Origin of the sequence: Bacteroides sp. AF20-13LB (genome assembly GCF_003603065.1) — a bacterium.
Taxonomy (GTDB): Bacteria; Bacteroidota; Bacteroidia; order Bacteroidales; family Bacteroidaceae; genus Bacteroides; species Bacteroides uniformis.
In genome coordinates this window covers 199,473-220,994 of sequence record NZ_QTMH01000002.1, presented here as the reverse complement: position 1 = coordinate 220,994, position 21,522 = coordinate 199,473, and the positions used below count along the sequence as shown (strand labels likewise).

17 protein-coding genes are annotated in these 21,522 nt (G+C 45.3%); 10 read left to right on the top strand and 7 right to left on the bottom strand.

Features of this window, described 5'->3' with window-relative positions:
* Positions 1-18: 18 nt before the first annotated feature.
* Complete coding sequence (coaW, locus tag DWX62_RS03165) at positions 19-849, top strand: type II pantothenate kinase (RefSeq protein WP_005832001.1); 831 nt, start codon at positions 19-21, stop codon at positions 847-849.
* A 3-nt stretch (positions 850-852) separates the two neighbouring features.
* On the opposite strand, the gene DWX62_RS03160 is transcribed toward coaW, so the two are convergent.
* On the bottom strand, positions 853-1,674 hold the full coding sequence (locus DWX62_RS03160; protein WP_117680554.1) for an alpha/beta hydrolase: 822 nt from the start codon (positions 1,672-1,674) through the stop codon (positions 853-855).
* 196 nt (positions 1,675-1,870) lie between these two features.
* On the opposite strand from DWX62_RS03160, the gene rpsA reads away from it, so the two are divergent.
* From rpsA to DWX62_RS03130, 6 genes are all read left to right on the top strand, one after another.
* Positions 1,871-3,667, top strand: a complete 1,797-nt coding sequence (gene rpsA, locus DWX62_RS03155) for a 30S ribosomal protein S1 (RefSeq protein ID WP_005831997.1) — start codon at positions 1,871-1,873, stop codon at positions 3,665-3,667.
* 175 nt (positions 3,668-3,842) lie between these two features.
* Entirely contained in the window at positions 3,843-4,637 is a 795-nt protein-coding gene (locus DWX62_RS03150) for a hypothetical protein (protein WP_057097779.1), read from the top strand.
* A gap of 34 nt (positions 4,638-4,671) precedes the next feature.
* Positions 4,672-5,586 carry a ribonuclease Z gene (locus tag DWX62_RS03145; protein ID WP_117680910.1) on the top strand — a complete coding sequence of 305 codons (915 nt, stop codon included), beginning with the start codon at positions 4,672-4,674 and terminating at the stop codon, positions 5,584-5,586.
* Positions 5,587-5,640: 54 nt separating this feature from the next.
* Positions 5,641-6,195, top strand: a complete 555-nt coding sequence (locus DWX62_RS03140) for a sigma-70 family RNA polymerase sigma factor (RefSeq protein WP_120172576.1) — start codon at positions 5,641-5,643, stop codon at positions 6,193-6,195.
* A gap of 47 nt (positions 6,196-6,242) precedes the next feature.
* Complete coding sequence (locus DWX62_RS03135; RefSeq protein WP_005831990.1) at positions 6,243-6,608, top strand: hypothetical protein; 366 nt, start codon at positions 6,243-6,245, stop codon at positions 6,606-6,608.
* A 25-nt stretch (positions 6,609-6,633) separates the two neighbouring features.
* Positions 6,634-7,107: a hypothetical protein gene (locus DWX62_RS03130; protein ID WP_035449335.1), complete on the top strand. Its 474-nt coding sequence runs from the start codon at positions 6,634-6,636 to the stop codon at positions 7,105-7,107.
* A 129-nt stretch (positions 7,108-7,236) separates the two neighbouring features.
* On the opposite strand, the gene mazG is transcribed toward DWX62_RS03130, so the two are convergent.
* Both mazG and DWX62_RS03120 read right to left on the bottom strand, forming a co-directional pair.
* Positions 7,237-8,061 (bottom strand): nucleoside triphosphate pyrophosphohydrolase, encoded by an 825-nt coding sequence (mazG, locus tag DWX62_RS03125; RefSeq protein WP_035449333.1) that lies wholly within the window; start codon positions 8,059-8,061, stop codon positions 7,237-7,239.
* Positions 8,062-8,069: 8 nt separating this feature from the next.
* Positions 8,070-9,116 (bottom strand): DUF3810 domain-containing protein, encoded by a 1,047-nt coding sequence (locus DWX62_RS03120; RefSeq protein WP_117588457.1) that lies wholly within the window; start codon positions 9,114-9,116, stop codon positions 8,070-8,072.
* A 101-nt stretch (positions 9,117-9,217) separates the two neighbouring features.
* Here DWX62_RS03120 and DWX62_RS03115 point away from each other — a divergent pair, with 101 nt between their 5' ends.
* Entirely contained in the window at positions 9,218-11,851 is a 2,634-nt protein-coding gene (locus tag DWX62_RS03115; RefSeq protein WP_120172575.1) for a valine--tRNA ligase, read from the top strand.
* Positions 11,852-11,929: 78 nt separating this feature from the next.
* On the opposite strand, the gene DWX62_RS03110 is transcribed toward DWX62_RS03115, so the two are convergent.
* From DWX62_RS03110 to DWX62_RS03090, 4 genes are all read right to left on the bottom strand, one after another.
* Positions 11,930-14,344, bottom strand: coding sequence for a glycoside hydrolase family 9 protein (locus DWX62_RS03110; protein ID WP_057258639.1), 2,415 nt, complete (start codon positions 14,342-14,344; stop codon positions 11,930-11,932).
* A 5-nt stretch (positions 14,345-14,349) separates the two neighbouring features.
* Positions 14,350-15,279 carry a ThuA domain-containing protein gene (locus DWX62_RS03105; protein WP_009038079.1) on the bottom strand — a complete coding sequence of 310 codons (930 nt, stop codon included), beginning with the start codon at positions 15,277-15,279 and terminating at the stop codon, positions 14,350-14,352.
* Positions 15,276-15,770, bottom strand: coding sequence for a hypothetical protein (locus tag DWX62_RS03100; protein ID WP_117991170.1), 495 nt, complete (start codon positions 15,768-15,770; stop codon positions 15,276-15,278). Before DWX62_RS03100 ends, DWX62_RS03105 begins: the two co-directional genes overlap by 4 nt.
* A gap of 377 nt (positions 15,771-16,147) precedes the next feature.
* Positions 16,148-16,726, bottom strand: a complete 579-nt coding sequence (locus DWX62_RS03090) for an RNA polymerase sigma-70 factor (protein WP_022401932.1) — start codon at positions 16,724-16,726, stop codon at positions 16,148-16,150.
* 137 nt (positions 16,727-16,863) lie between these two features.
* Here DWX62_RS03090 and DWX62_RS03085 point away from each other — a divergent pair, with 137 nt between their 5' ends.
* Both DWX62_RS03085 and DWX62_RS03080 read left to right on the top strand, forming a co-directional pair.
* The gene (locus tag DWX62_RS03085) at positions 16,864-17,877 is read left to right on the top strand and encodes a FecR domain-containing protein (RefSeq protein WP_035457734.1); all 1,014 of its coding nucleotides are present in this window, start codon (positions 16,864-16,866) and stop codon (positions 17,875-17,877) included.
* 235 nt (positions 17,878-18,112) lie between these two features.
* Entirely contained in the window at positions 18,113-21,514 is a 3,402-nt protein-coding gene (locus tag DWX62_RS03080; protein WP_022401934.1) for a TonB-dependent receptor, read from the top strand.
* Positions 21,515-21,522 lie beyond the last annotated feature (8 nt).

Genomic DNA, 21,522 nt, shown 5'->3' with positions numbered 1-21,522 from the left:
TGCAAATTGCTTGGAGCTATGGGTATAGTAATAGGAATAGATGTGGGTGGAAGTACCACGAAAATCGTTGGAATCAATGGAGAACAGATACAGTCTCCAATGTTTATTACGGCTACCGACCCGGTGACTTCCTTATTCGGAGCATTCGGTAAGTATATTTATGACAATGGTATACAGCTGGCCGATGTGGAGCAGGTGATGCTGACGGGAGTGGGAAGCGCATTTGTCAACAGCCCTCTATATGGACTGCCTACTCGCAAAACGGATGAGTTTATTGCCAATGGTTTGGGAGCCAGACATGCAACGGATATAGACCAACTGATTGTAGTCAGCATGGGTACCGGCACTTCTTTTGTGAAAATAGACGGAGACAAGGTGCAGCATATTGGCGGCTTGGGGATTGGTGGAGGTACCTTGCAGGGATTATCGAGGTTGCTGTTGAAAACTCATGATATTCATCAGGTGTCCGAGTTGGCTGAGAAAGGGGATGTAACTCGTGTCAACTTGCAGATAGGTGATATTTGCAACACTGCTTTGCCTGACTTGCCAGTGAGTGCTACCGCCTCTCTTTTCGGAAAAGCGGATAGCAATGCTTCTCAAGAAGATATTGCCTGCGGTATAATTTATACGGTACTTCAAACCATTGGAGGAGCTGCTGTACTGTCAGCTTTGAACAGTCCTATCAAGGATTTCGTTCTGATAGGAAATCTCACCCAACTGCCCCAGTGCCGGGAGGTGTTTTCTAAAATGGAAGCCATCTATCATGTACATTTTCATATACCGCCCTATGCTGAATATAGAACAGCAATAGGAGCGGCATTGGCATATATAAAAGAAAGGCAAGGGTAGTGGTTACTTCTTGCCTGCCTTCTTCATGTAGCTGTTTATCAAGGTGCAGGCGGGAGCAGCCACCGTTCCGTGGTCAAATCCCTCCATCTGGTAGAGGACGGTATTTTGTCCCAATGCTTTGAGGAGGGCATATAGGTGGGCGTTTTCCTCGTAGCGTGCCAGCATCTCCAGCTCTTTGTCACCGGTAATAAGTATCATGGGCGAAGCGTCTTTTCTTACGTTATTGGAAGGGGCATATTTGTCTATAATCGGAGTGTCGGAAGGCAATCCCCGTTCCTTGCGGATGGTGTAGTGGGTGGTGGTCTGTCCGCTGATGGGGAAAGCGCCTGCCAGATTGTTGGCATCGATGTTCCACTTTGCCAGATAGCTTTTATCCAAGTTGAGCATCAGGCTGAGATAACCTCCTGCCGAATGACCGGCTATGTATATTTTGTCTTTATCTCCTCCGAATTCTTCTATATTCTCGAAAGTCCAAGCAACGGCCTCTGCGGCATCTTCCGTGTAGGCAGGATTTTGGGCACGCGGGCTGAGTCGGTAGTTTACGGCTATCACGGCGTAGCCTTGCTCCAGGAACTCCTTCGGAAAATGTTTTTCTCCGGCTTCCAGTCCTCCGCCGTGGAACCAGATAAGGGTGGCAAATCCTTTTTTATCAGTAGGATAATGGAGGTCGAGCTTACAACGCTCCAGCTTATAACTGTCCTTTTCGCCGGGATGAAGATAGGAAATGTTCTTTTGCGTACGGTAGTTGTTGTCCGTTGTCTGATTTTGGCTATAACATAATAATGTATAGCAAATGATGGAAATGCATGCGATTATCTTTTTCATGATAAATTATTGAGATTATGTATAAATGAAACGATGCAAAGGTAACATTTTTTTTATTCTTTAATTGATTATTCCACTGCTGTTTTGAATGCTTTTTGTTTTGTAGTTCAAGAAAATACTTCTATCTTTGCGCCCGATTTACAATGAGTCAACATAAAGTCTCACTTAATTAACGAGTTAAACAATTTATTTATTAATGGAAAATTTAAAGAATGTAGCTCCTATTGAAGACTTCAACTGGGATGCTTATGAGAACGGCGAATCAGTAGCCAGTGCAAGCCACGAAGAACTGGAAAAGGCGTATGACAATACGTTGAACAAGGTTAACGACCGCGAGGTAGTTGATGGAACCGTAATCGCAATGAACAAGCGTGAAGTAGTTGTGAACATCGGTTACAAATCAGACGGTATCATTCCGATGAGTGAATTCCGTTACAATCCTGAGCTGAAGGTTGGTGATACTGTTGAGGTATACATCGAAAATCAGGAAGACAAGAAAGGACAGCTCGTTCTGTCTCACCGTAAAGCTCGTGCTACCCGTTCTTGGGATCGCGTAAACGCAGCTTTGGAAAACGAAGAAATTATCAAGGGTTACATCAAGTGCCGCACAAAGGGTGGTATGATTGTAGACGTATTCGGCATCGAAGCTTTCTTGCCGGGTTCTCAAATCGACGTGAAGCCTATCCGCGACTACGATGTATTCGTTGGCAAAACTATGGAATTCAAGGTTGTTAAGATTAACCAGGAATTCAAGAATGTGGTTGTTTCCCACAAGGCTCTTATCGAAGCCGAACTGGAACAACAGAAGAAGGAAATCATCGGTAAACTCGAAAAAGGACAAGTCCTCGAAGGTACCGTTAAGAATATCACTTCCTATGGTGTATTTATCGACTTGGGTGGCGTAGATGGTTTGATTCACATTACAGACCTTTCTTGGGGCCGTGTTAGCGATCCGAAAGAAGTGGTTGAACTCGACCAGAAACTCAACGTCGTTATCCTTGACTTCGATGATGAGAAGAAGCGTATCGCTCTCGGCTTGAAGCAACTCACTCCGCATCCTTGGGATGCACTGGATGCTAACCTGAAGGTTGGCGACCACGTGAAGGGTAAAGTTGTTGTTATGGCTGATTACGGCGCATTCATCGAAATCGCTCCGGGTGTTGAAGGTTTGATTCATGTATCTGAAATGTCTTGGTCACAACACTTGCGTTCTGCACAAGACTTCATGAAGGTAGGTGACGAAGTAGAGGCAGTAGTCCTGACTTTGGACCGCGAAGAACGTAAGATGTCTTTGGGTATCAAGCAGCTGAAGTCTGACCCGTGGGAAACTATCGAAGAGAAGTATCCTATCGGCAGCAAGCACACTGCAAAGGTTCGTAACTTCACTAACTTCGGTGTATTCGTTGAAATCGAAGAAGGTGTTGACGGCTTGATTCACATCTCTGACCTGTCTTGGACGAAGAAGGTTAAACATCCGTCTGAATTCACTCAGATTGGTGCAGACATCGACGTACAAGTTCTGGAAATCGACAAGGAAAACCGTCGCTTGAGCCTTGGCCACAAGCAACTCGAAGAAAATCCCTGGGATGTATTCGAAACTGTATTTACAGTAGGTTCTGTACACGAAGGTACTATCATCGAAATGCTGGATAAGGGTGCTGTAGTTGCTCTGCCTTATGGTGTAGAAGGCTTCGCTACTCCGAAGCACCTCGTTAAGGAAGACGGATCACAAGCTCAGTTGGACGAGAAGCTTGAATTCAAGGTAATTGAGTTCAACAAGGACGCTAAGCGTATCATCCTTTCTCACAGCCGTATCTTCGAAGATGCTGCAAAGGCAGAAGAAAGAGCTGAAAAGAAGGCTGCTACTAAGAAGTCAACCGGTAAGAGAGAAGACGTTGCTCCTGCTATCCAAAACCAGGCTGCATCTACTACTCTGGGTGACATTGATGCTTTGGCTGCCTTGAAGGAACAGATGGAAGCTGGAAAGAAATAATTACTCCGTTCTATAAATGAAGGAAGGGTACTTGCGCAAACAAGTGCCCTTCTTTTTTATGATTTGTCAATAGAATTTTATGGAATTAAGGATGGTTTTTCCATAAATGTTTATCTTTGCAGGGTGGTTACTTTTGCAATCATAGAAATATTCAATAATTTAATTTTCATTTATTATGAAAAACATGTTCAAAAATGCAGGGAAGATGGTGTTGTTCACTTGCCTGTCGCTGATGTTACTAACCGCATGCGGCCAGAAGTCTAAACTCAAGCTGGCTATCGCAGCAGCCAACAAACAATGTCCCATGGATATGGGAGCTTCCGGCGAAATATCCAGTATTACTTTTGATGGGTCGGATGTGGTATATGTACTGCTTATGAATGAAAGTTTCCTCAATATAGACGCTTTGAAAGAGAATCCTGATGCAATGAAGTCTGCTGTGACTGTTATGTTCGGTAATCCACAAGGGTCTATTAAAGAGATGCTGGATTTGGTTGTCGGTACTGATTCCGGTATAAAGTTCATATATAAAGGAAAGACATCCGGTAACGAAGTGGAATGTTATCTGACTACTCAGGACTTGAAAGATATATTGAATGGTGGTGGTGCATCTGCCGACAGCAGTGACGAGAAGAAACTGGAAGAGCAAGTGAAGATGACCAACGTATCGTGCCCGATGCAGGTGGATGAAGCCACTATGCTCAATAAACTGACAATCGAGTCGGATAAGGTGCTTTATCATTATACGATTGACGAATCTGTAGTACAGATGTCTGCTTTGAAGGAAAATGCCGAACAGATGAAGGCAAATGTGAAGAACTCTTTGAACTCCTCCGATCCAGCCTTGCGCATGTTCTTGGAAGTATGTGTGAAGTGTGATAAAGGGGTGGGCTATCTGTATAAAGGGAATAAATCCGGAGAAACTTTTGAAATATCTTTTGGAGTTTCAGAGATAAAGGCTCTTCTATAAATCAAGGAGTAGAAATCAGTTCGGAAGGTTTGGAATGGAAAAATTTGAGTTACATATTCTTGGTTGTGGTTCCGCTTTACCCACAACGCGTCATTTCCCTACGTCTCAAATTGTGAACGTGCGCGACAAGTTGTTTATGATTGATTGTGGGGAAGGGGCGCAGTTGCAGTTCCGTAAATCACATCTGAAGTTTTCACGTTTGAATCATATTTTTATCTCTCACTTGCATGGAGACCATTGTTTTGGCTTATTAGGACTGATTTCTACACTTAACCTTTTAGGACGTACAGCAGAGTTGCATATCCATTCTCCCAAAGGGCTGGAAACATTACTGACACCTATGCTGGATTTTTTTAATAGGCAGATGACGTACAAGGTCCTTTTCCATGAGTTTGATACGAAAGAACCGATGCTGATTTATGAAGACCGTTCGTTGACGGTTACTACCATTCCTTTGCGTCATCGTATGCCGTGTTGTGGTTTTTTGTTTGCAGAAAAGCGGTGTCCTAACCATATTATCCGTGAAATGGTCGATTTCTACCAAGTGCCGGTATACGAATTGAATCGTATAAAGAATGGGGCCGATTACGTGACATCGGAGGGAAAAACTGTTTCCAACAACTTGTTGACCCGCCCTTCTGCTCCGTCCCGCAGTTATGCCTATTGCTCGGATACCATCTATCTTCCTTCTATCGTGGAGCAGATAAAAGGGGTTGATTTACTTTTTCATGAGGCGACATTTGCGAATGAGGATGCGCCACGTGCCAAAGAAACATTTCATACAACTGCTGCACAAGCGGCCGAAATAGCCAGGAGGGCTGAGGTGAAGAAGTTGTTGATAGGACATTTTTCGGCACGATACGAAGATGAAAATGTCTTGCTTCAAGAAGCATCCGCTATTTTTCCGGATACTCAGCTTGCCAAAGAAACACTTTGTGTATCGGTATGAATTAAACTTTTCGTATCTTTGGCAGTCTAAAACAACAAATGCGAATAGAAATTTATGACTCCTTCCTATAATGAACGCGAAGTGTTGGCTCTTCTACAAGAAGAAAGCACACAAAAGCGGGGATTTGAGATGATTGTTACCCAATATAGCGAGCAGTTGTATTGGCAGATTCGTCGTATGGTCCTCTCTCATGAAGATGCCAATGATTTACTTCAGAATACTTTCATTAAAGCATGGATTAATATAGATTATTTCAGGGCAGAGGCTAAACTCTCTACCTGGCTCTATCGCATAGCCTTGAATGAATGCCTCACTTTTCTGAACAAACAACGGGCTGCTTCCACAGTCTCTTTGGATGACCCCGAGGCAGAGGCACTTCAAAAGCTTGAAAGTGATCCTTACTTCTCCGGTGATAAAGCAGAGATGGCTTTGCAAAAAGCCTTGCTTGCCTTGCCGGAAAAACAACGTATGGTGTTTAATCTGAAGTATTACCAGGAAATGAAATACGAAGAGATGTCCGATATATTTGGTACTTCCGTAGGTGCCTTGAAGGCTTCCTATCACCATGCCGTGAAGAAAATAGAAAAGTTTTTGGGTGAGGAGTATTAAACCTTTGCCACAAAACAATGTCTAATTAAACAGAAAGGAGAAAGCTTATGAAAGAAGAAGATAAAATACAGAAAAAGATAGGGACGGAAAATCCTTTCCGCGTTCCTGAAGGCTACTTTGAGAATCTTACTTCAGAGGTAATGAACCGGCTTCCCGAAAAAGAGAAACTCATTGCTGTGCAGACAGAGCCTACAATGTGGCAGAAGGTAAGGCCTTGGTTGTATATGACCGCCATGTTTATAGGTGCGGCATTGATTATCCGTGTAGCTTCTTCGGAGCATACTCCATCTGTAGAGCGTATGGCTGCTGATGATACGGAAACAGAAATGGAATATATTAATATGGCTGTAGAGAATTCCATGCTGGATGATTATTCATTGTATGTTTATTTGGCAGACTCTGATGCAGAATAAGGTAACAACACTCAACTATTTAAAAATGAAGAAACTAATTGTTTTATTGGTTATGATATGTGGCATTATGCCTCTGCTTTGGGCTAGCGATGGATGTGACCAGCATCTGTCACCTGAAGAGTTTCGTGCCAAACAAAAAGCGTTTATAACGGAGAAAGCCGGACTGACGAGTGAGGAGGCAGCCAAGTTCTTCCCATTGTATTTTGAATTGCAGGACCGGAAAAAGCAGCTAAATGACGAGGCTTGGAAGTTGCTTCGACAAGGGAAAGATGAAAAAACAACCGAAGCCCAGTATGAGGAAATTATGGAAGGTGTATATGATGCCCGTATCGCTTCTGACCGGTTGGACAAGACCTACTTTGATAAGTTCAAGAAAATATTGCCTTGTAAAAAGATTTATCTGGTGCAAAGGGCTGAAATGCGTTTCCACCGTGAATTACTGAAAGGCATGCATAAAAAGGGGGATGCTTCTCCACGAAAAACACAAGGAAAAAGATGAATAGTGAATGAATACAAATAAGGAAGGTTGCCACAATGATGTGAGCAACCTTCTTTTGTTAATGATAGATACCTCGCTTTAGCCTGGCTAAACCTCTACTTTAGTTCCCTAAACCTTTGCTTTAGCCAGCTAAACCTGACCTTTAGAGGAATCATCTTGTTTGCTTTCTTTTTCCAATGCTTTCGCTTCGTTCCATAGCTTATCCATCTCCTCCAGCGTCATGTCATGGAGGTTTTTGCCCTCCTTGATGCTGTGCGCTTCTACATAGTTGAAGCGGTTGATGAACTTCTGGTTGGTCTGTTCCAGCGCATTGTCCGGATTGATTTTGTAGAGGCGGGCAGCGTTGATGAGGCTGAACATGACATCGCCGAATTCAGCTTCAGCCTTTTCTTTATCCATGTGGGCGACTTCAGCCTGGAATTCTTGGATTTCTTCTTTTACCTTATCCCACACTTGCTCGCGTTCCTCCCAGTCGAATCCTACATTGCGTGCCTTGTCCTGGATGCGGTAGGCCTTGATGAGCGAGGGTAGGGCAGCGGGTACACCGCTCAGCACTGTTTTGTTCCCATCTTTTTCCTTCAATTTTAGCTGTTCCCAGTTTTCAGAAACCTGGCCTGCGGTTTCGGCCTTTACATCGCCGAAGACATGGGGATGGCGGAAAATAAGTTTCTCACAAAGACGGTCGCATACGTCTTTCATATCGAAATCACCGGTTTCGGAGCCTATCTTTGCATAAAAAGCCACATGCAGCAGCACATCGCCCAGCTCTTTGCAGATGTCATTCTTGTCATCGCGTATCAGGGCGTCACAAAGTTCATAAGTCTCTTCGATGGTATTGGGGCGCAGGCTTTCGTTGGTCTGCTTGCGGTCCCAGGGACATTTCTCGCGCAGCTCGTCGAGTATGTCGAGGAAGCGGCCGAAGGCTTCCATCTGTTCTTTTCTTGTATGCATGATTTTGAAATTTAGTTTTTCCATTCTTCGTATGAGATAAGCAAGCCTATTACTTCCGAATAGTTCTTGCGTCCGCTTTGAATCTTGTTTCCTTTAAGGTACAAGTCGTAGATAAAGTTCTGGATGTCTCCGATGAGCGGACTGTATTTCTCCATCCAGTATTGCTGGTTCTTTTGGGCCAGTTCTATGATTTCAGGACGTATCCGGTTGAAAAGTTCTGCGTATTCTTCTTCGCTCATCAGTCGGCGGGCATTGCCCAGCACATGTGGGAGTACGGAGAAATACCCACTGAAACGAATCTCTTTCACCTGCGAACGGGTGCAGACCTGGTAAGCGTAGAAGTTGGCTTCTGCCTCGCTGGTGATGCCTAAAAAGTGTGCCAGCTCGTGGGCATAAGTAGCAGGATATTGTGGTGGAAGCAAATCGCCGTTCAGCGTGAATTCGCAGAAGAAAGGTCCCATGCTTCCCGTAACACCGACCATGGAAATGAACGGAGTGAAAAGCATGGTCTTCACGCGCGGAGAGGAGTGGGGAGGGCGATGTATCCCCAGCGTATCGCTGATTTGGTTGTATCCGTGTACGCTTTCCCGGCAGACCAATGGTTCGTCAATGGAGGTGACATCTGTATAGGAAGCATTCAGCTTGTCTATATAGTTGTCTACAAATGACTGAAAGATTTCGGGAGTATAGGCAGTATAAGGAATGTTTGTCCTGCCATAGAAATCTTTCTGTGAGTAGTTCAGTCCCCATGCCAGATAGAACCATGCATATATCCACAGCAAGTATTCCATTTCGTTCAGCAGAATCTGTTTCCACTTCTTCTTCTGGATATAGCGTGCCCTGATGGGATTGAAGAGGAGCCCGATGATGCTGAGGAAAATGAACAAGTCGCCTACGGCAAAAGGTATGAGTTTTGAAAAGGAGGACAGGATATGGGAAATTACCGGATATACGGACTGTGCATACACTTCTCCCAAGCTTGGAATGAGCTGCGTTGCCCATACGACAGACAGTAATACAATTAATATGATATATCGGATTTTTAGCTTCCCCCTCATTTTATATACTGTTTTGTAGGGACAAAAATATATATTTAAATTTTAATTCATTAATTTTGCGCCCGTTATTCGCAATAAATTAATTATAGAGATTTAAAAACATGGAATTAGCAAGTAAGTACAATCCCGCTGACGTGGAGGGAAAGTGGTACCAGTATTGGTTGGACCACAAATTATTCAGTTCGAAACCCGATGGTCGTGAGCCTTACACCGTCGTCATTCCGCCTCCAAACGTCACCGGTGTGTTGCACATGGGACACATGCTTAATAATACCATACAAGATATTCTGGTACGCCGTGCCCGCATGGAAGGCAAGAATGCCTGCTGGGTGCCGGGAACCGACCATGCTTCCATTGCTACCGAGGCCAAGGTGGTGAACAAGCTTGCCGCACAAGGCATCAAGAAGACAGACCTTACCCGCGACGAGTTTTTGAAGCACGCCTGGGAATGGACCGATGAACACGGTGGCATCATCTTGAAGCAGCTCCGCAAGCTGGGCGCTTCCTGCGATTGGGACCGTACGGCTTTCACTATGGACGAGAAACGCAGTGAAAGCGTGCTCAAGGTCTTTGTCGACTTGTATAACAAAGGTCTGATTTACCGCGGTGTCCGTATGGTGAACTGGGACTCGAAAGCACTGACCGCCCTTAGTGATGAGGAAGTAATCTATAAGGAAGAGCACAGCAAGCTGTACTATCTGAAGTATATGGTAGAAGGTGACCCCGAAGGACGTTATGCAGTGGTTGCTACCACCCGCCCTGAAACCATCATGGGAGATACAGCCATGTGCATCAATCCGAATGACCCCAAGAATACCTGGTTGAAGGGTAAGAAGGTGATTGTTCCGTTGGTAGGACGTGTTATTCCGGTTATCGAGGACGATTACGTAGATATAGAGTTCGGTACCGGTTGTCTGAAGGTAACTCCTGCCCACGATGTGAACGACTACATGCTGGGTGAGAAGTACAATCTGCCGAGCATCGACATCTTCAATGATAACGGAACGCTTAGTGAAGCTGCCGGCTTGTATATCGGTATGGACCGTTTCGATGTGCGCGAGCAGATTGAGAAGGACCTGGCTGCTGCCGGTCTGTTGGAGAAAGTGGAAGCCTATACCAACAAGGTAGGTTTCTCCGAACGTACCAACGTGTCCATCGAACCGAAGCTTTCCATGCAATGGTTCCTGAAGATGCAGCACTTTGCCGACATGGCTTTGCCGCCGGTGATGAATGATGAGTTGAAGTTCTATCCTGCCAAATATAAGAATACGTACAAGAACTGGTTGGAAAATATCAAGGACTGGTGTATCAGCCGCCAGTTGTGGTGGGGGCATCGCATTCCTGCTTATTTTTTGCCGGAAGGTGGTTATGTAGTGGCTGCCACTCCCGAAGAAGCCTTGGCATTGGCAAAAGAGAAAACGGGTAATGCAGACCTTAAACTGGAAGACCTTCGTCAGGATGAGGACTGCCTGGATACTTGGTTCTCCTCCTGGTTGTGGCCCATCTCTTTGTTTGACGGTATCAACAATCCGGGTAACGAGGAGATAAACTACTATTATCCTACCAGCGACTTGGTGACCGGTCCGGACATTATCTTCTTCTGGGTAGCCCGTATGATTATGGCAGGCTATGAATATGAAGGTAAGATGCCGTTCCAGAATGTTTATTTTACGGGTATTGTCCGTGACAAGCTGGGACGTAAGATGTCCAAGTCGTTGGGTAATTCTCCCGACCCGCTGGATTTGATTGAGAAATACGGTGCCGATGGTGTACGTATGGGCATGATGCTTTCAGCTCCTGCTGGCAATGACATCCTCTTTGACGATGCACTGTGTGAGCAAGGACGTAACTTCAATAATAAGATATGGAACGCTTTCCGTCTGATTAAAGGTTGGGAAGTCAGTGCGGAAGTTCCGGTACCGGAAGCTTCAGAACTGGCAATACGCTGGTTTGAGGCCAAGCAGAATGAAGTGGCTGCCGAAGTGGCTGATTTGTTCAGCAAGTACCGTTTGAGTGAAGCGCTGATGGCTGTTTACAAACTGTTCTGGGACGAATTCTCTTCCTGGTATCTGGAAATGATTAAACCGGCATACGGCCAGCCCATCAACCGGAAAGTGTATGAAGCAACTATCGGTTTCTTTGATAACTTGTTGCATCTGCTCCATCCGTTCATGCCATTTATTACAGAGGAGTTGTGGCAGCATCTTTGCGACCGTACAGACGGTGAGAGCTTGATGGTAAGCCCGTTGTCAATGTCGGCATTGGTAGATGAGGATATCATCCGGGAGTTTGAAGTGGTGAAAGAGGTTATCAGCAATATCCGTTCCATCCGTTTGCAGAAGAACATCGCCCAAAAAGAGGCACTTGAGTTGCAGGTTATCGGTGAGAATCCGGTTGTGGCATTCAACGCGGTTATCATGAAAATGTGTAACCTTTCCTCCATCAATATAGTGGAGAACAAGGCCGACGGTGCTGCTTCCTTCATGGTAGGTACTACGGAATATGCCGTACCTTTGGGTAATATGATTGACGTGGAAGCCGAGATAGCCCGTATGGAGGCCGAACTGAAGCATAAGGAAGGATTCTTGCAGGGTGTGCTGAAGAAGCTGGGTAACGAGAAGTTTGTGAATAATGCTCCTGCCGCCGTTCTTGAGATGGAACGCAAGAAGCAGGCAGATGCTGAAAGTATCATCAAATCTCTCAAGGAAAGTATTGCAGCATTGAAAAAGGCATAACTGTCCGTCACATAAAAACAGAGAAAAAGCTCCGGAACCTTCAACTCCGGAGCTTTTTTTAGCGGTATAATGAACTGTTTATTTGAACAGTTCTACTACACACCACATTAGGCGTGCGGTGGTGTGTGTCCAGATTTCCTTGTAAGTGCAGTTATTTTGCATCGGGAAGTAGGGTTCGTCCTCATTTTCGAATGTTTCGATTCCTACGGGTACAGCTCCCACCACATCTCCGGCATAGGCTCCGTAAAGTGGCGGGTAGTCATATCCGTCTCCATAAACGGTACTCATGGCAAACGGGTTGTAGCCCAATATATACTCTACCTGGCGGGTTGCAATATCCCTTAACGCTTTGTCGTTGAATAGGCGTGCAAGAATAAAGGCAGCTTTGGCTTTGCCCATGACAACAGCGTGGAATCCCCTGAACTGATAGGCGACGGGGAAACGGCGCAGATAGAAATCCTTCGAGAGAGGGATGCCGTTGCGCACTTGTGCATTGTATTCTTCCAGGCTGGGAAGCCCTACCTGCTCTCCTTCGTGGTACAGATTCTTATAATCGGTATTATCCACCTCGTATACGGCGCTTGGCAGTATGCCGTACGGCTCAATCAGTTGTGAAATCCCGCGTAGATAGTCTGCATAGGCTTCACAGGATGCCTTCCACAACGGGACGTCCGGATGGGTAGGGGCATCTGTCAGTAGCATCGAGAGTCCTTCGGCCATCAAGTGCTCTTGGCTTTGGTGATAATAGGCCAGAATACGTTTTTTCCGGGAAGATTCATAGAAGAAACCTCGTAGGGGGATTTTCCAGTCGGTACGCTTTTCCAACTGTTGGCCCGCCATGACGGTACGTGCCAGCCGGGTTGCCCAGTCCAGATAGTAAACATCTTGTGTAAGGCGGTACAAACGCATGGCTGTGACGGTGGCAAGGGCATAAAGTTCGGTTTCGTTCTGTTCCGTCCTTTGCGTATCCAGCAGGTCGATGGCGAATTGGAAGTCCTCAATGGCACTGTTCCGGCACCACCGTGCAAACACTGGGTCTTTCTTTTCAAAATGAGGGGCGGCGAGTGCGCAACTGGAAGCGGCTTTCAGATTGTCCGTAGGCGTATTTCGTGCTTCTGTCTGCATGTCGTCTTTGTCACCACGGATATTCTTTGTCCAAATGCCGATAATCAGTCCACCCAGTCGGTAGCCGTCACCGAAGCGGGTACGCAGAATCCAGTTCACTCCCCAGCGTGCCTCTTCCAGCAGGCGTTCGTAGAAGATACTGTCTTTGCCTTGTACGGCACCGGCCATTTCGAGGAGGGCGATGCACGATTCGGCTGTATTTCCCGTTCCTTGAGTCAGGTCGGCTGCATCGTGCCATCCTCCGGCAATGCTCATGCTCCGTCCGTCGGGATGATAGGCGAATACATCCTGATGGCATTCCTGATGAATGCCGGGCTGGTCGAAACCGCAACGTTCGGAAAAGAAGAAGTTCAGCGTGTGCCAGGCGGTAGACAGGTAGGCATCATTTCCGATGGGGAAAGGCTTTGATTGTACATCACCGATGGAGAGGAAGTATTGTCCGGGCGTATTGAAACTGCTGAAGTCCAGTACAAGAAATCCTTTGTCCAGCTTCTTGTCCTGATTCAGAGGACTGGCCGTACCTTGATAAACGGTTTGTCCCGTGGCGGCATCGTGCAGGCTGAAAGCCCTTTCCGGCATGTGCTGCACCAAAGCCTGCTTGCGTGCTCCCGGCTTGTATCCGCTGTGGCAGTAGGCCATTGCATCTTTTCGCAGGTCGAATCCCCGGCTGTTTTCCGCTTCTACCTTTTCGATGCGCATGTCGTCTATGTATAGGCTCATGTGTTCGCTGGCTCCTGCAGGAGCACCTGCCAGCATGATGTTTACCGAAAAGCCTGTGACACAATCACGGTATAGGTCCGGTATTTCCCATATGATGTGCTGCCATTTGTTGGGATAGACAGTCTCGAAGTGTTGTCCTTCAAAGCGTCCGGGAGTCGGCATGATTTTCTCCCCTTCATTGTATAGGGTGAATCCGGCAAAGGTCAGATAAACGCCCGGTGCATCCACATATACCCAAACGGAAAAGCGGTTGTATTCCCGCAAGTCTTCCCGGTCGAGGGGACGGATAATCTCCGGGGTGGCGTAATTCCGGTTTGTTGGATTCTTCTTGCCCAAGGAGGCAGGAGTGTCCAGACGGACACTTCCTTTGCCTGAGACAGTGACTTTACGGTCTACATGTATGGTTCCGGGTCCGGTGTGGCGCAGAGCGCCGAAATCTTCGGCCAGGGGGAGTCCCCTGCTTTTCAATACCTCTTTCTTTTCCCACCGCGTCAGTCCGGCGTGTGCGGGATTAGCTTTCATTATGCGGTGCACATGATTGCTTTGCTGTAATTGTTTCTCCAGTTCCGTATCGGGTTTCCACGGAGCTTGTGCTTGTGCCTGCATGCAGCAGCATGCCAGCAGCAGTGTTCGGATGATGTATTTCATGGTATTCAGTGTTTGGTTTCAGGGTAAGCATGAAAAGGAGCCTTGAACTCCGGACGTAATGTATAAGTATCCTTCAGTGGGAAATCTGCGGGAACTTCTTGGGTGACGGCGCCGGTGGCAGCCCATTCGCATCCCCGGAGTAAAGTCACCTGGAAACCGGTGCAGCGCATGGAGTAAGTCATGTTCGGGTCGTTGCCGCAGTGCCCCAGGAGGTCGACGAATATGCGCCCTTTTCCGTAGCTTACTGTCCACATCAACGGTTCATGCCGTCCGCGTTCGTAGGCGGTTGCCAATATTTCCATGTTTCTTACCGGACCGCGTAGGCGGGTATATATCTCGTCCTTGAAGTGTTTCCATTGAGGAGGCAATCCTTGCAGGATAGGATGATGGGGGGCGCGGTGTTCTATGACGGTTTCGTGCTGCAAGCCGTGGTAGCCGGCATACCCCGGAGAGTAGTCGTAGACGTATTGTCCGTCTTTCCAGTACAGATACGGACCGTCCTTTTCGTTTCGTCCGTCCCATGCCCCCATGCCTATTATCTCGTTGTATTCTTTCCAGTCGGCCATCGGGACGACGGAAGAATGTATCACTACCACACCGCCTCCATCGGCAACGTATTTCTCGAAATTCTTGCGTACGGGCTCTGTCCATGTAGCTCCGCCGTAGTTGATGACGATTAAATCATATTGGTGGAAATCGGGTTTGAAGGTGGCGATGTCTCCACCAAAGTCGGGTGTAAAGGCAAAATCCACTTTGAACATTCCGCTGTTTTCCAATATCTGCTTCATGGCTTCGCAGGCGCCTTGCCAATAATGGCTGCCGTCCTGCCCGGCTATCATCATGGTTTTGATTACTTTCTTTTGCTGTGCGTGTGTGTGCGAGGCAGCTCCTATATAAATAAGGAGTACCAGGATAAGTGTCAGTCTTGTTTTCATTTTCCGGAAGATTTAAAGTTTTTGCCAGTAGGGTTCCATTCTATACGGTCGTAGCAGCGTGTGGTGCGCAGATTGTAACCTTGTTCGTCTACGCTGAACTTTCCGTCTTTGAAGTAGGATATGTAGAGCTCGGAGATGCCGTCCTTGTTGCGGTCTTCTACAAGGAGATTGTACTTGTCGGTGACATAAATCTCGTCGGAAATGTATTGTATTTCTTTGGTATAGTTGTCTACGATTGCATAGTAGGCCTTGAAAAGGTCGAAAGTGGGGTAGTGCCCGTTGTCACGTCCGAAAAGCATTACTTCTTCAAGGGTATCGTCCCCGTCCATATTGGCAAGTACGGATTGCTGAAAGGAAAATCCCGGTTTTTGTACTTGTGGAGGGATATTGTCCCATCCTTCCTGATGGGCTGTCACTGAAAATTGCGCTTGTGCATGGATGACGTACACCAGCGCCGACAATAGGATAATCAGTTTTCTCATTGCGTGCATTTTGAGGTTATGATAATAATAGGGTTACTTCTTGCTTATATGACCGGTGGCCCGGAGTTTTCCCTAACTTTTTTTAGAATAATTAATGAATACGGGATGTATAGGGACTTAGTGCCTCTCCCATCAGGACTGAACCGGTCTGACCCGTATACTGAGAGGTCATAACATCCGCATCCTTTCCATTAAAACACCCGGATGTTTTTGGGTAATACACCCGGATGTTTTTGGGTAATACATCCGGGTGTTTTGGGTGAAAACATCCACATGTATTGGGGTAAAACATTCGGATGTTTTGACCTCTCAGTCCTATACTCTTTAGGGCTAAGTCCCGGTGTGTAGCCGGCACGGTATAGGGGACGTTCTGCTTGTGTATGGTCTTAATGCGAGGTGAGCAGGTGCATCAATATCAGTGGCAGATAATCTTTCAGCTTGACCCTTAATATCTTCAAAGCCTGCTGAATGCGGTAGTCTACCGTTTTGGGGGAAACGTTGAGTAGTTCGGCAGCTTCCTTGTAACTCAGATTCTGGAAACGATGCATGATGAAAGCTTCCCTATAAGTAGGCGGCAGTTCGTTGATGGCCCTTTGTATATGCTTGCTTAATTCGTTGATTTGATAGATATCCACCTCCTGCAGCATGGCGAACATTCGTTCATAGTAAGCGGTGTCTGCCCGTTGCTTCACTTCATTTTGGGCAATCCGGGTCATGCAACGATGGTAGACAGCCTTGAACAGATATTGCTTGAGCGAATATTCGATAACGGGTCTTTCGCGGTTTTCCCAAAGCCATAGCATGACGTCCTGAACAATCTCTTCTGCATCTTCCAACCGGACAAAACGATAGCAGTAGGTGCAGAGCACTGAATAGTACTTTTGAAATAACACATCAAAAGCACTTCTATCTCCTTTTTGTATGGCGGATAATAAAGATGTATCTTCTAATGGTATGTTTCTCATAGGGTGGGGGTTCATTATTGTTGGGCAAAAATAGCTTTTTTTCCTATTATAATCTAAGTATATAAAATATTTTTAGTTTTTTGTTTAGGAGTTCTTTTCACCCGTTTGTCTTTAGATTAAAGCTAGCAATAAAAATTATGGTAAAAAGAGAGGGAATGGAGAACCTGCTTCTCAGCTATTATGAAGGAGAGACAACGGAGGATGAAACTGCTCTGGTAGAGGAGTGGCTGGAAGCATCGGAAGAGAACCGTAGGACAGCCCGCCAGGTTCAGACACTCGGTCTGGCGGCGGACATGGCGCAGATTTCATCCAGGCTGGATGTAAAGAAGGCCTTGGAGGATGTACATCGTAAGATGAAACAGAAAAAGGTCAATAGGTATCAGGTATTATTTAGAGGGATGCAACGGGCGGCCGCCATTTTATTCATCCCTTTGATGGTATCGTGGTCTATCCTTTATTGGGACAAGGATAAAGAAGAGATACATATGATGGAAGTCAGGACAAATCCGGGAATGACTACTTCTGTCGAATTGCCGGATGGAACGGAAGTCGTTCTGAACTCGTCGTCGTCGTTGCGCTATCCTTCCCGATTTGCCGATGATAAAAGGGAAGTGAAGTTGGTGGGTGAAGCATTCTTTTCTGTCGCAAAAGATGAAAAGAAGTTCATTGTCGGCACGCTGAACAATTCCAAGATAGTGGTACATGGAACGGAGTTCAACGTAGAGGCTTACAAAGGGAGCAGGACGGTACAGACCACTTTGGTTTCGGGTAAAGTCAGTTTCTCCTATGTGAATAACGGCAGGAGAAATAATGTAATGATGATACCGGGGCAAAAGGTTATTTATGATATAGTGCGGGAAAAGGTCGTTGTGAAAGAAGTCAATGTAGACGTGGAAACATGTTGGAAGGACGGACGTTTGATTTTCAGGAACACTCCGTTTGAAGATATATTGAAGAGTTTGAGCAAAAGATATAATGTGGAATTCATTCTGAAAAAGGCTTCATTGAAGCAGAATTCCTTTACGGCTACATTTACCAAACAACGTTTGGAGCGAATATTGGAGCACTTCCGAATATCCTCGAATATTCATTTCAAGTTTGTTGAAGATGGTGATGTGGATGCCGAGAGACAGGTAATAGAAGTTTATTAACCCTTTAAAAAGTAGTATGATGAAACACAAGTCCGTTTAGAAAAACATGCAGGAAAATGTTGGCGCATTTTCCTGCATGAAACACAGTAACTTTTAAATATCTGTTTGGCGACAGATAAAGTAACTTTATTTTTTCACTAGAAATCAATACAAAATTATGAAAAAACACTATTGTATCCAATCATTTAGGGCAAAAAGTGTCCTGATGAGATGCATGAAAAAAATTCCTCTTGCTATGAGATGCACATTATTTATGTTGTTTTGTTTGGTTGGTATGACTTTTGCCAATGAAGGTTATGCTCAAAAGACAATGGTAAACATTGCTCTTGAGAACAAGACTGTTGATGAAGTACTGACGGAGCTGGAACAAGGTACCGAATTTGTTTTCTTCTACAACAACAAGCAGATTGACGTTAAGCGCCGTGTATCGGTCCGGGCAAATAACAAAACCATATTCAAGGTTCTGAATGATGTATTCAAAGGAACCAATATAGGCTATAAGATATTGGACCGTAATATAATCCTTTATGATAAAGCTGTAGGAGCTGATGGGGTACAGATGGCTTTGCAGGCTGCGACGGTGAAAGGTTCTGTGGTCGATGCAACCGGTGAACCGGTGATTGGTGCCAGTATCTTGGTGCAGGGAACTACCAACGGTGTCATAACGGACATTGACGGTAATTTCATTCTGACCAATGTGGGCTCTGATGCTACTCTTATAATAAGCTATGTAGGTTATAAGACACAAAACATAAAGGTTGCAGGCCGAAATTCGTTCAAGATAGTTTTGGTAGAAGATGCTGAGATATTGGATGAAGTGGTTGTTGTAGGATATGGTGTACAGAAGAAAGAATCACTGACCGGTGCCATTGCAGCCATTGGTGCTGATGAAATAGCTACGACCAAGACCGAGAATCTGATTAGCAATATTCAAGGTAAGATGCCGGGACTATTGATTCGCCAGAAAACCGGAGAGCCGGGAACTTTCGACAATATGGTGAGCATTCGCGGTTATGGTGACCCGTTGGTGGTAATTGATGGTATCACGCGTGAAGGTACTGAAGAACTTGCACAGCTGAATTCTGAGGATATAGAAAGTATCTCTATTTTGAAAGATGCTTCTGCCGCTATTTATGGTATGAATGCGGCTAATGGCGTAATCATTGTTACTACCAAAAAAGGTGTGGCCGAAAAGACCAGAGTATCTTACTCGGCATTGTTCGGTATGAAGAATGCCACGGGTATGGAAGAAACGGTAGATGCTTATACTTATCGCATGTTGGCCAATGAAAGGGCACGTAATGACCAGGCTGCCCCTGAATACACTGACGATATTCTGGAACTGTATAGAACCGGGGCTAAGGGTTATACAGACAATAACTGGATTGACATGTTTATGAATAAACTGGCGTTCCAGCAATCGCATACTGTTTCTGTGAGAGGTGGAACGGATAAGGTGAAATATTATGTGAGCTTCGGCTATAATGGCGATAATGGTTTGCTGAAGAGTGGTATCCAATACTATCATAGATATAATCTGAGAAGTAACCTGACTGCAGAGCTTACGAAAGGGCTGAAACTGAATGTGAATCTGTCCGGGCGTTGGGATGAAACCCAAAGGCCGAGAGAGGATTTTATGTGGACTTTTAAGACTTTGATGGTTAATGACCGTGGTATCGGTACTCATACGATTAATAATCCCAATCATTTGTCTGCAATCGGTCCTGAAAACAAGAATCCTTTTGCGTTGGTTGATCCGGATATAGACGGTTATCGCAAGAACAGAGGCCTGACGTATTCTGCCGATGTGGAATTGAATTGGCAAGTTCCTTTTGTAAAAGGGTTGGCATTGAGTCTTTTGGGGTCATTTGACGGTAACAATCGTAACAACTCTTCTTTAAATCGTTCTTATCCGTTGTATGATTATTATACAGATGCGCCTGCCGGTACGGGAGGTAGTACTGATGCTTATTCCAATACGATGAGAATATATCAGAAGATTTATGGCAGGTTGCAGGCTAATTATATGCGTTCTTTCAATCAGCACAATTTGAATGTGACAGCTGTGGCAGAGTTGAACAGTACACGACGCGATGAATTATCCGGTTCCCGGCAATATTCAGAGTTGTTTACTAATGATATTTTGAATCAGGCAAGTCCGGGTACAGCTACCAATTCAGGGTATCGTAGTTTCGGCCGTTTGGCAGCCTATCTGATGCGTGCGAACTATGATTATGCCGGTAAATACTTGTTGGAAGTAGTAGGGCGTTATGATGGTTCTTATCGTTATGCTCCTTCTAAGCGTTGGACGTTCTTCCCGTCGGTAAGTGCCGGATGGCGACTTTCGGAAGAAAGTTTCATCAAGGACAATTTGCCGTTTATTACTAATTTGAAAATCAGGGGTTCTTTTGGACAAAGTGGATATGATGCCGGTGATCCTTTCCAATATGTATCTGCTTATAATTCGGCTTCTAATGGTTATGTTTTTGATGGTGCCAGCCAGATTATGGGTATGGTAGCTCCTGGTGTAGTGACTGACCGGCTTTCTTGGGTTACATCTTCTATTTCCAATGTAGGTCTGGATTTTGACTTATGGAACGGTAAGTTGAGTGGTACTATCGAGTGGTTCAATCGTAAGAATGAAGGCATTTTGGCCGACCGTGCACAATCTGCTCCTGATACATTTGGTGCAAGTTTCCCGAAGGAAAATCTGAATTCTAACCGGAACCGGGGTTTTGAGATTGAATTGGGACACAGAGGACAAATCGGTAAGGACTTCTCATATTCAGTAAGTGCTAATTTTACGTATGCCCGTGAAAGAAGTCTGCATGTGGAACATGCAGAATATACCAGTTCTATGGATAGATGGCTGAATGGAAAGGAAAACCGTAACAGTAATGTGATGTGGTTGTATAAATACGATGGCCAATATACTTCTTTGGAACAGTATGAAACGGCTCCTTTGATTGGTGGAAACTTGGGTAACTCTAAGATGCTTCCGGGTAGTTACAGATTGCTTGACTTGAATGGTGATGGCAGGATTAACAGCAGTGACCGTGTTCCGGAGTTTTGGGCAACCGGTGCAAATCCTCCTATCCAGTATGGGTTGACTTTGGCGGCTTCTTATAAGAATTTTGATCTCAATATGCTGTTTCAAGGAGCTTCCGGTTACTCCATCGGATATGCTAATGATGATGTTTGGGGATATGGTGGCAAGACAAATAAATCTTATTTAATTGCGAAGTATGTAGATCGTTGGCATCCTGCAAATATAACAGATGATCCGTATAATCCTGCCACACAATGGGTAGCCGGTTATTATCCGGCATTACGCCACAATTTCTCCAATACTTCGGATAATGGTAGTAGATGGAATTATGGTATTTCCGTTTGGCTTCCGCAAGCTACTTATCTCCGTTTGAAGAGTATGGAGATCGGTTACAATCTGCCAAAATCATTTATGAAAAGAATCGGGTTGAACAGTGCCCGTATCTTTGTCAATGGTTCAAATCTGCTTACGTTCTGTAACAAGGCTTTGAAGGATGCTGATCCCGAACGTGAGGAAAGGGATTGGGGAGCCAACTTGGCATATCCGTTGATGAGAACTTATAACTTTGGGTTAAACATAAACTTTTAATTCTGAAA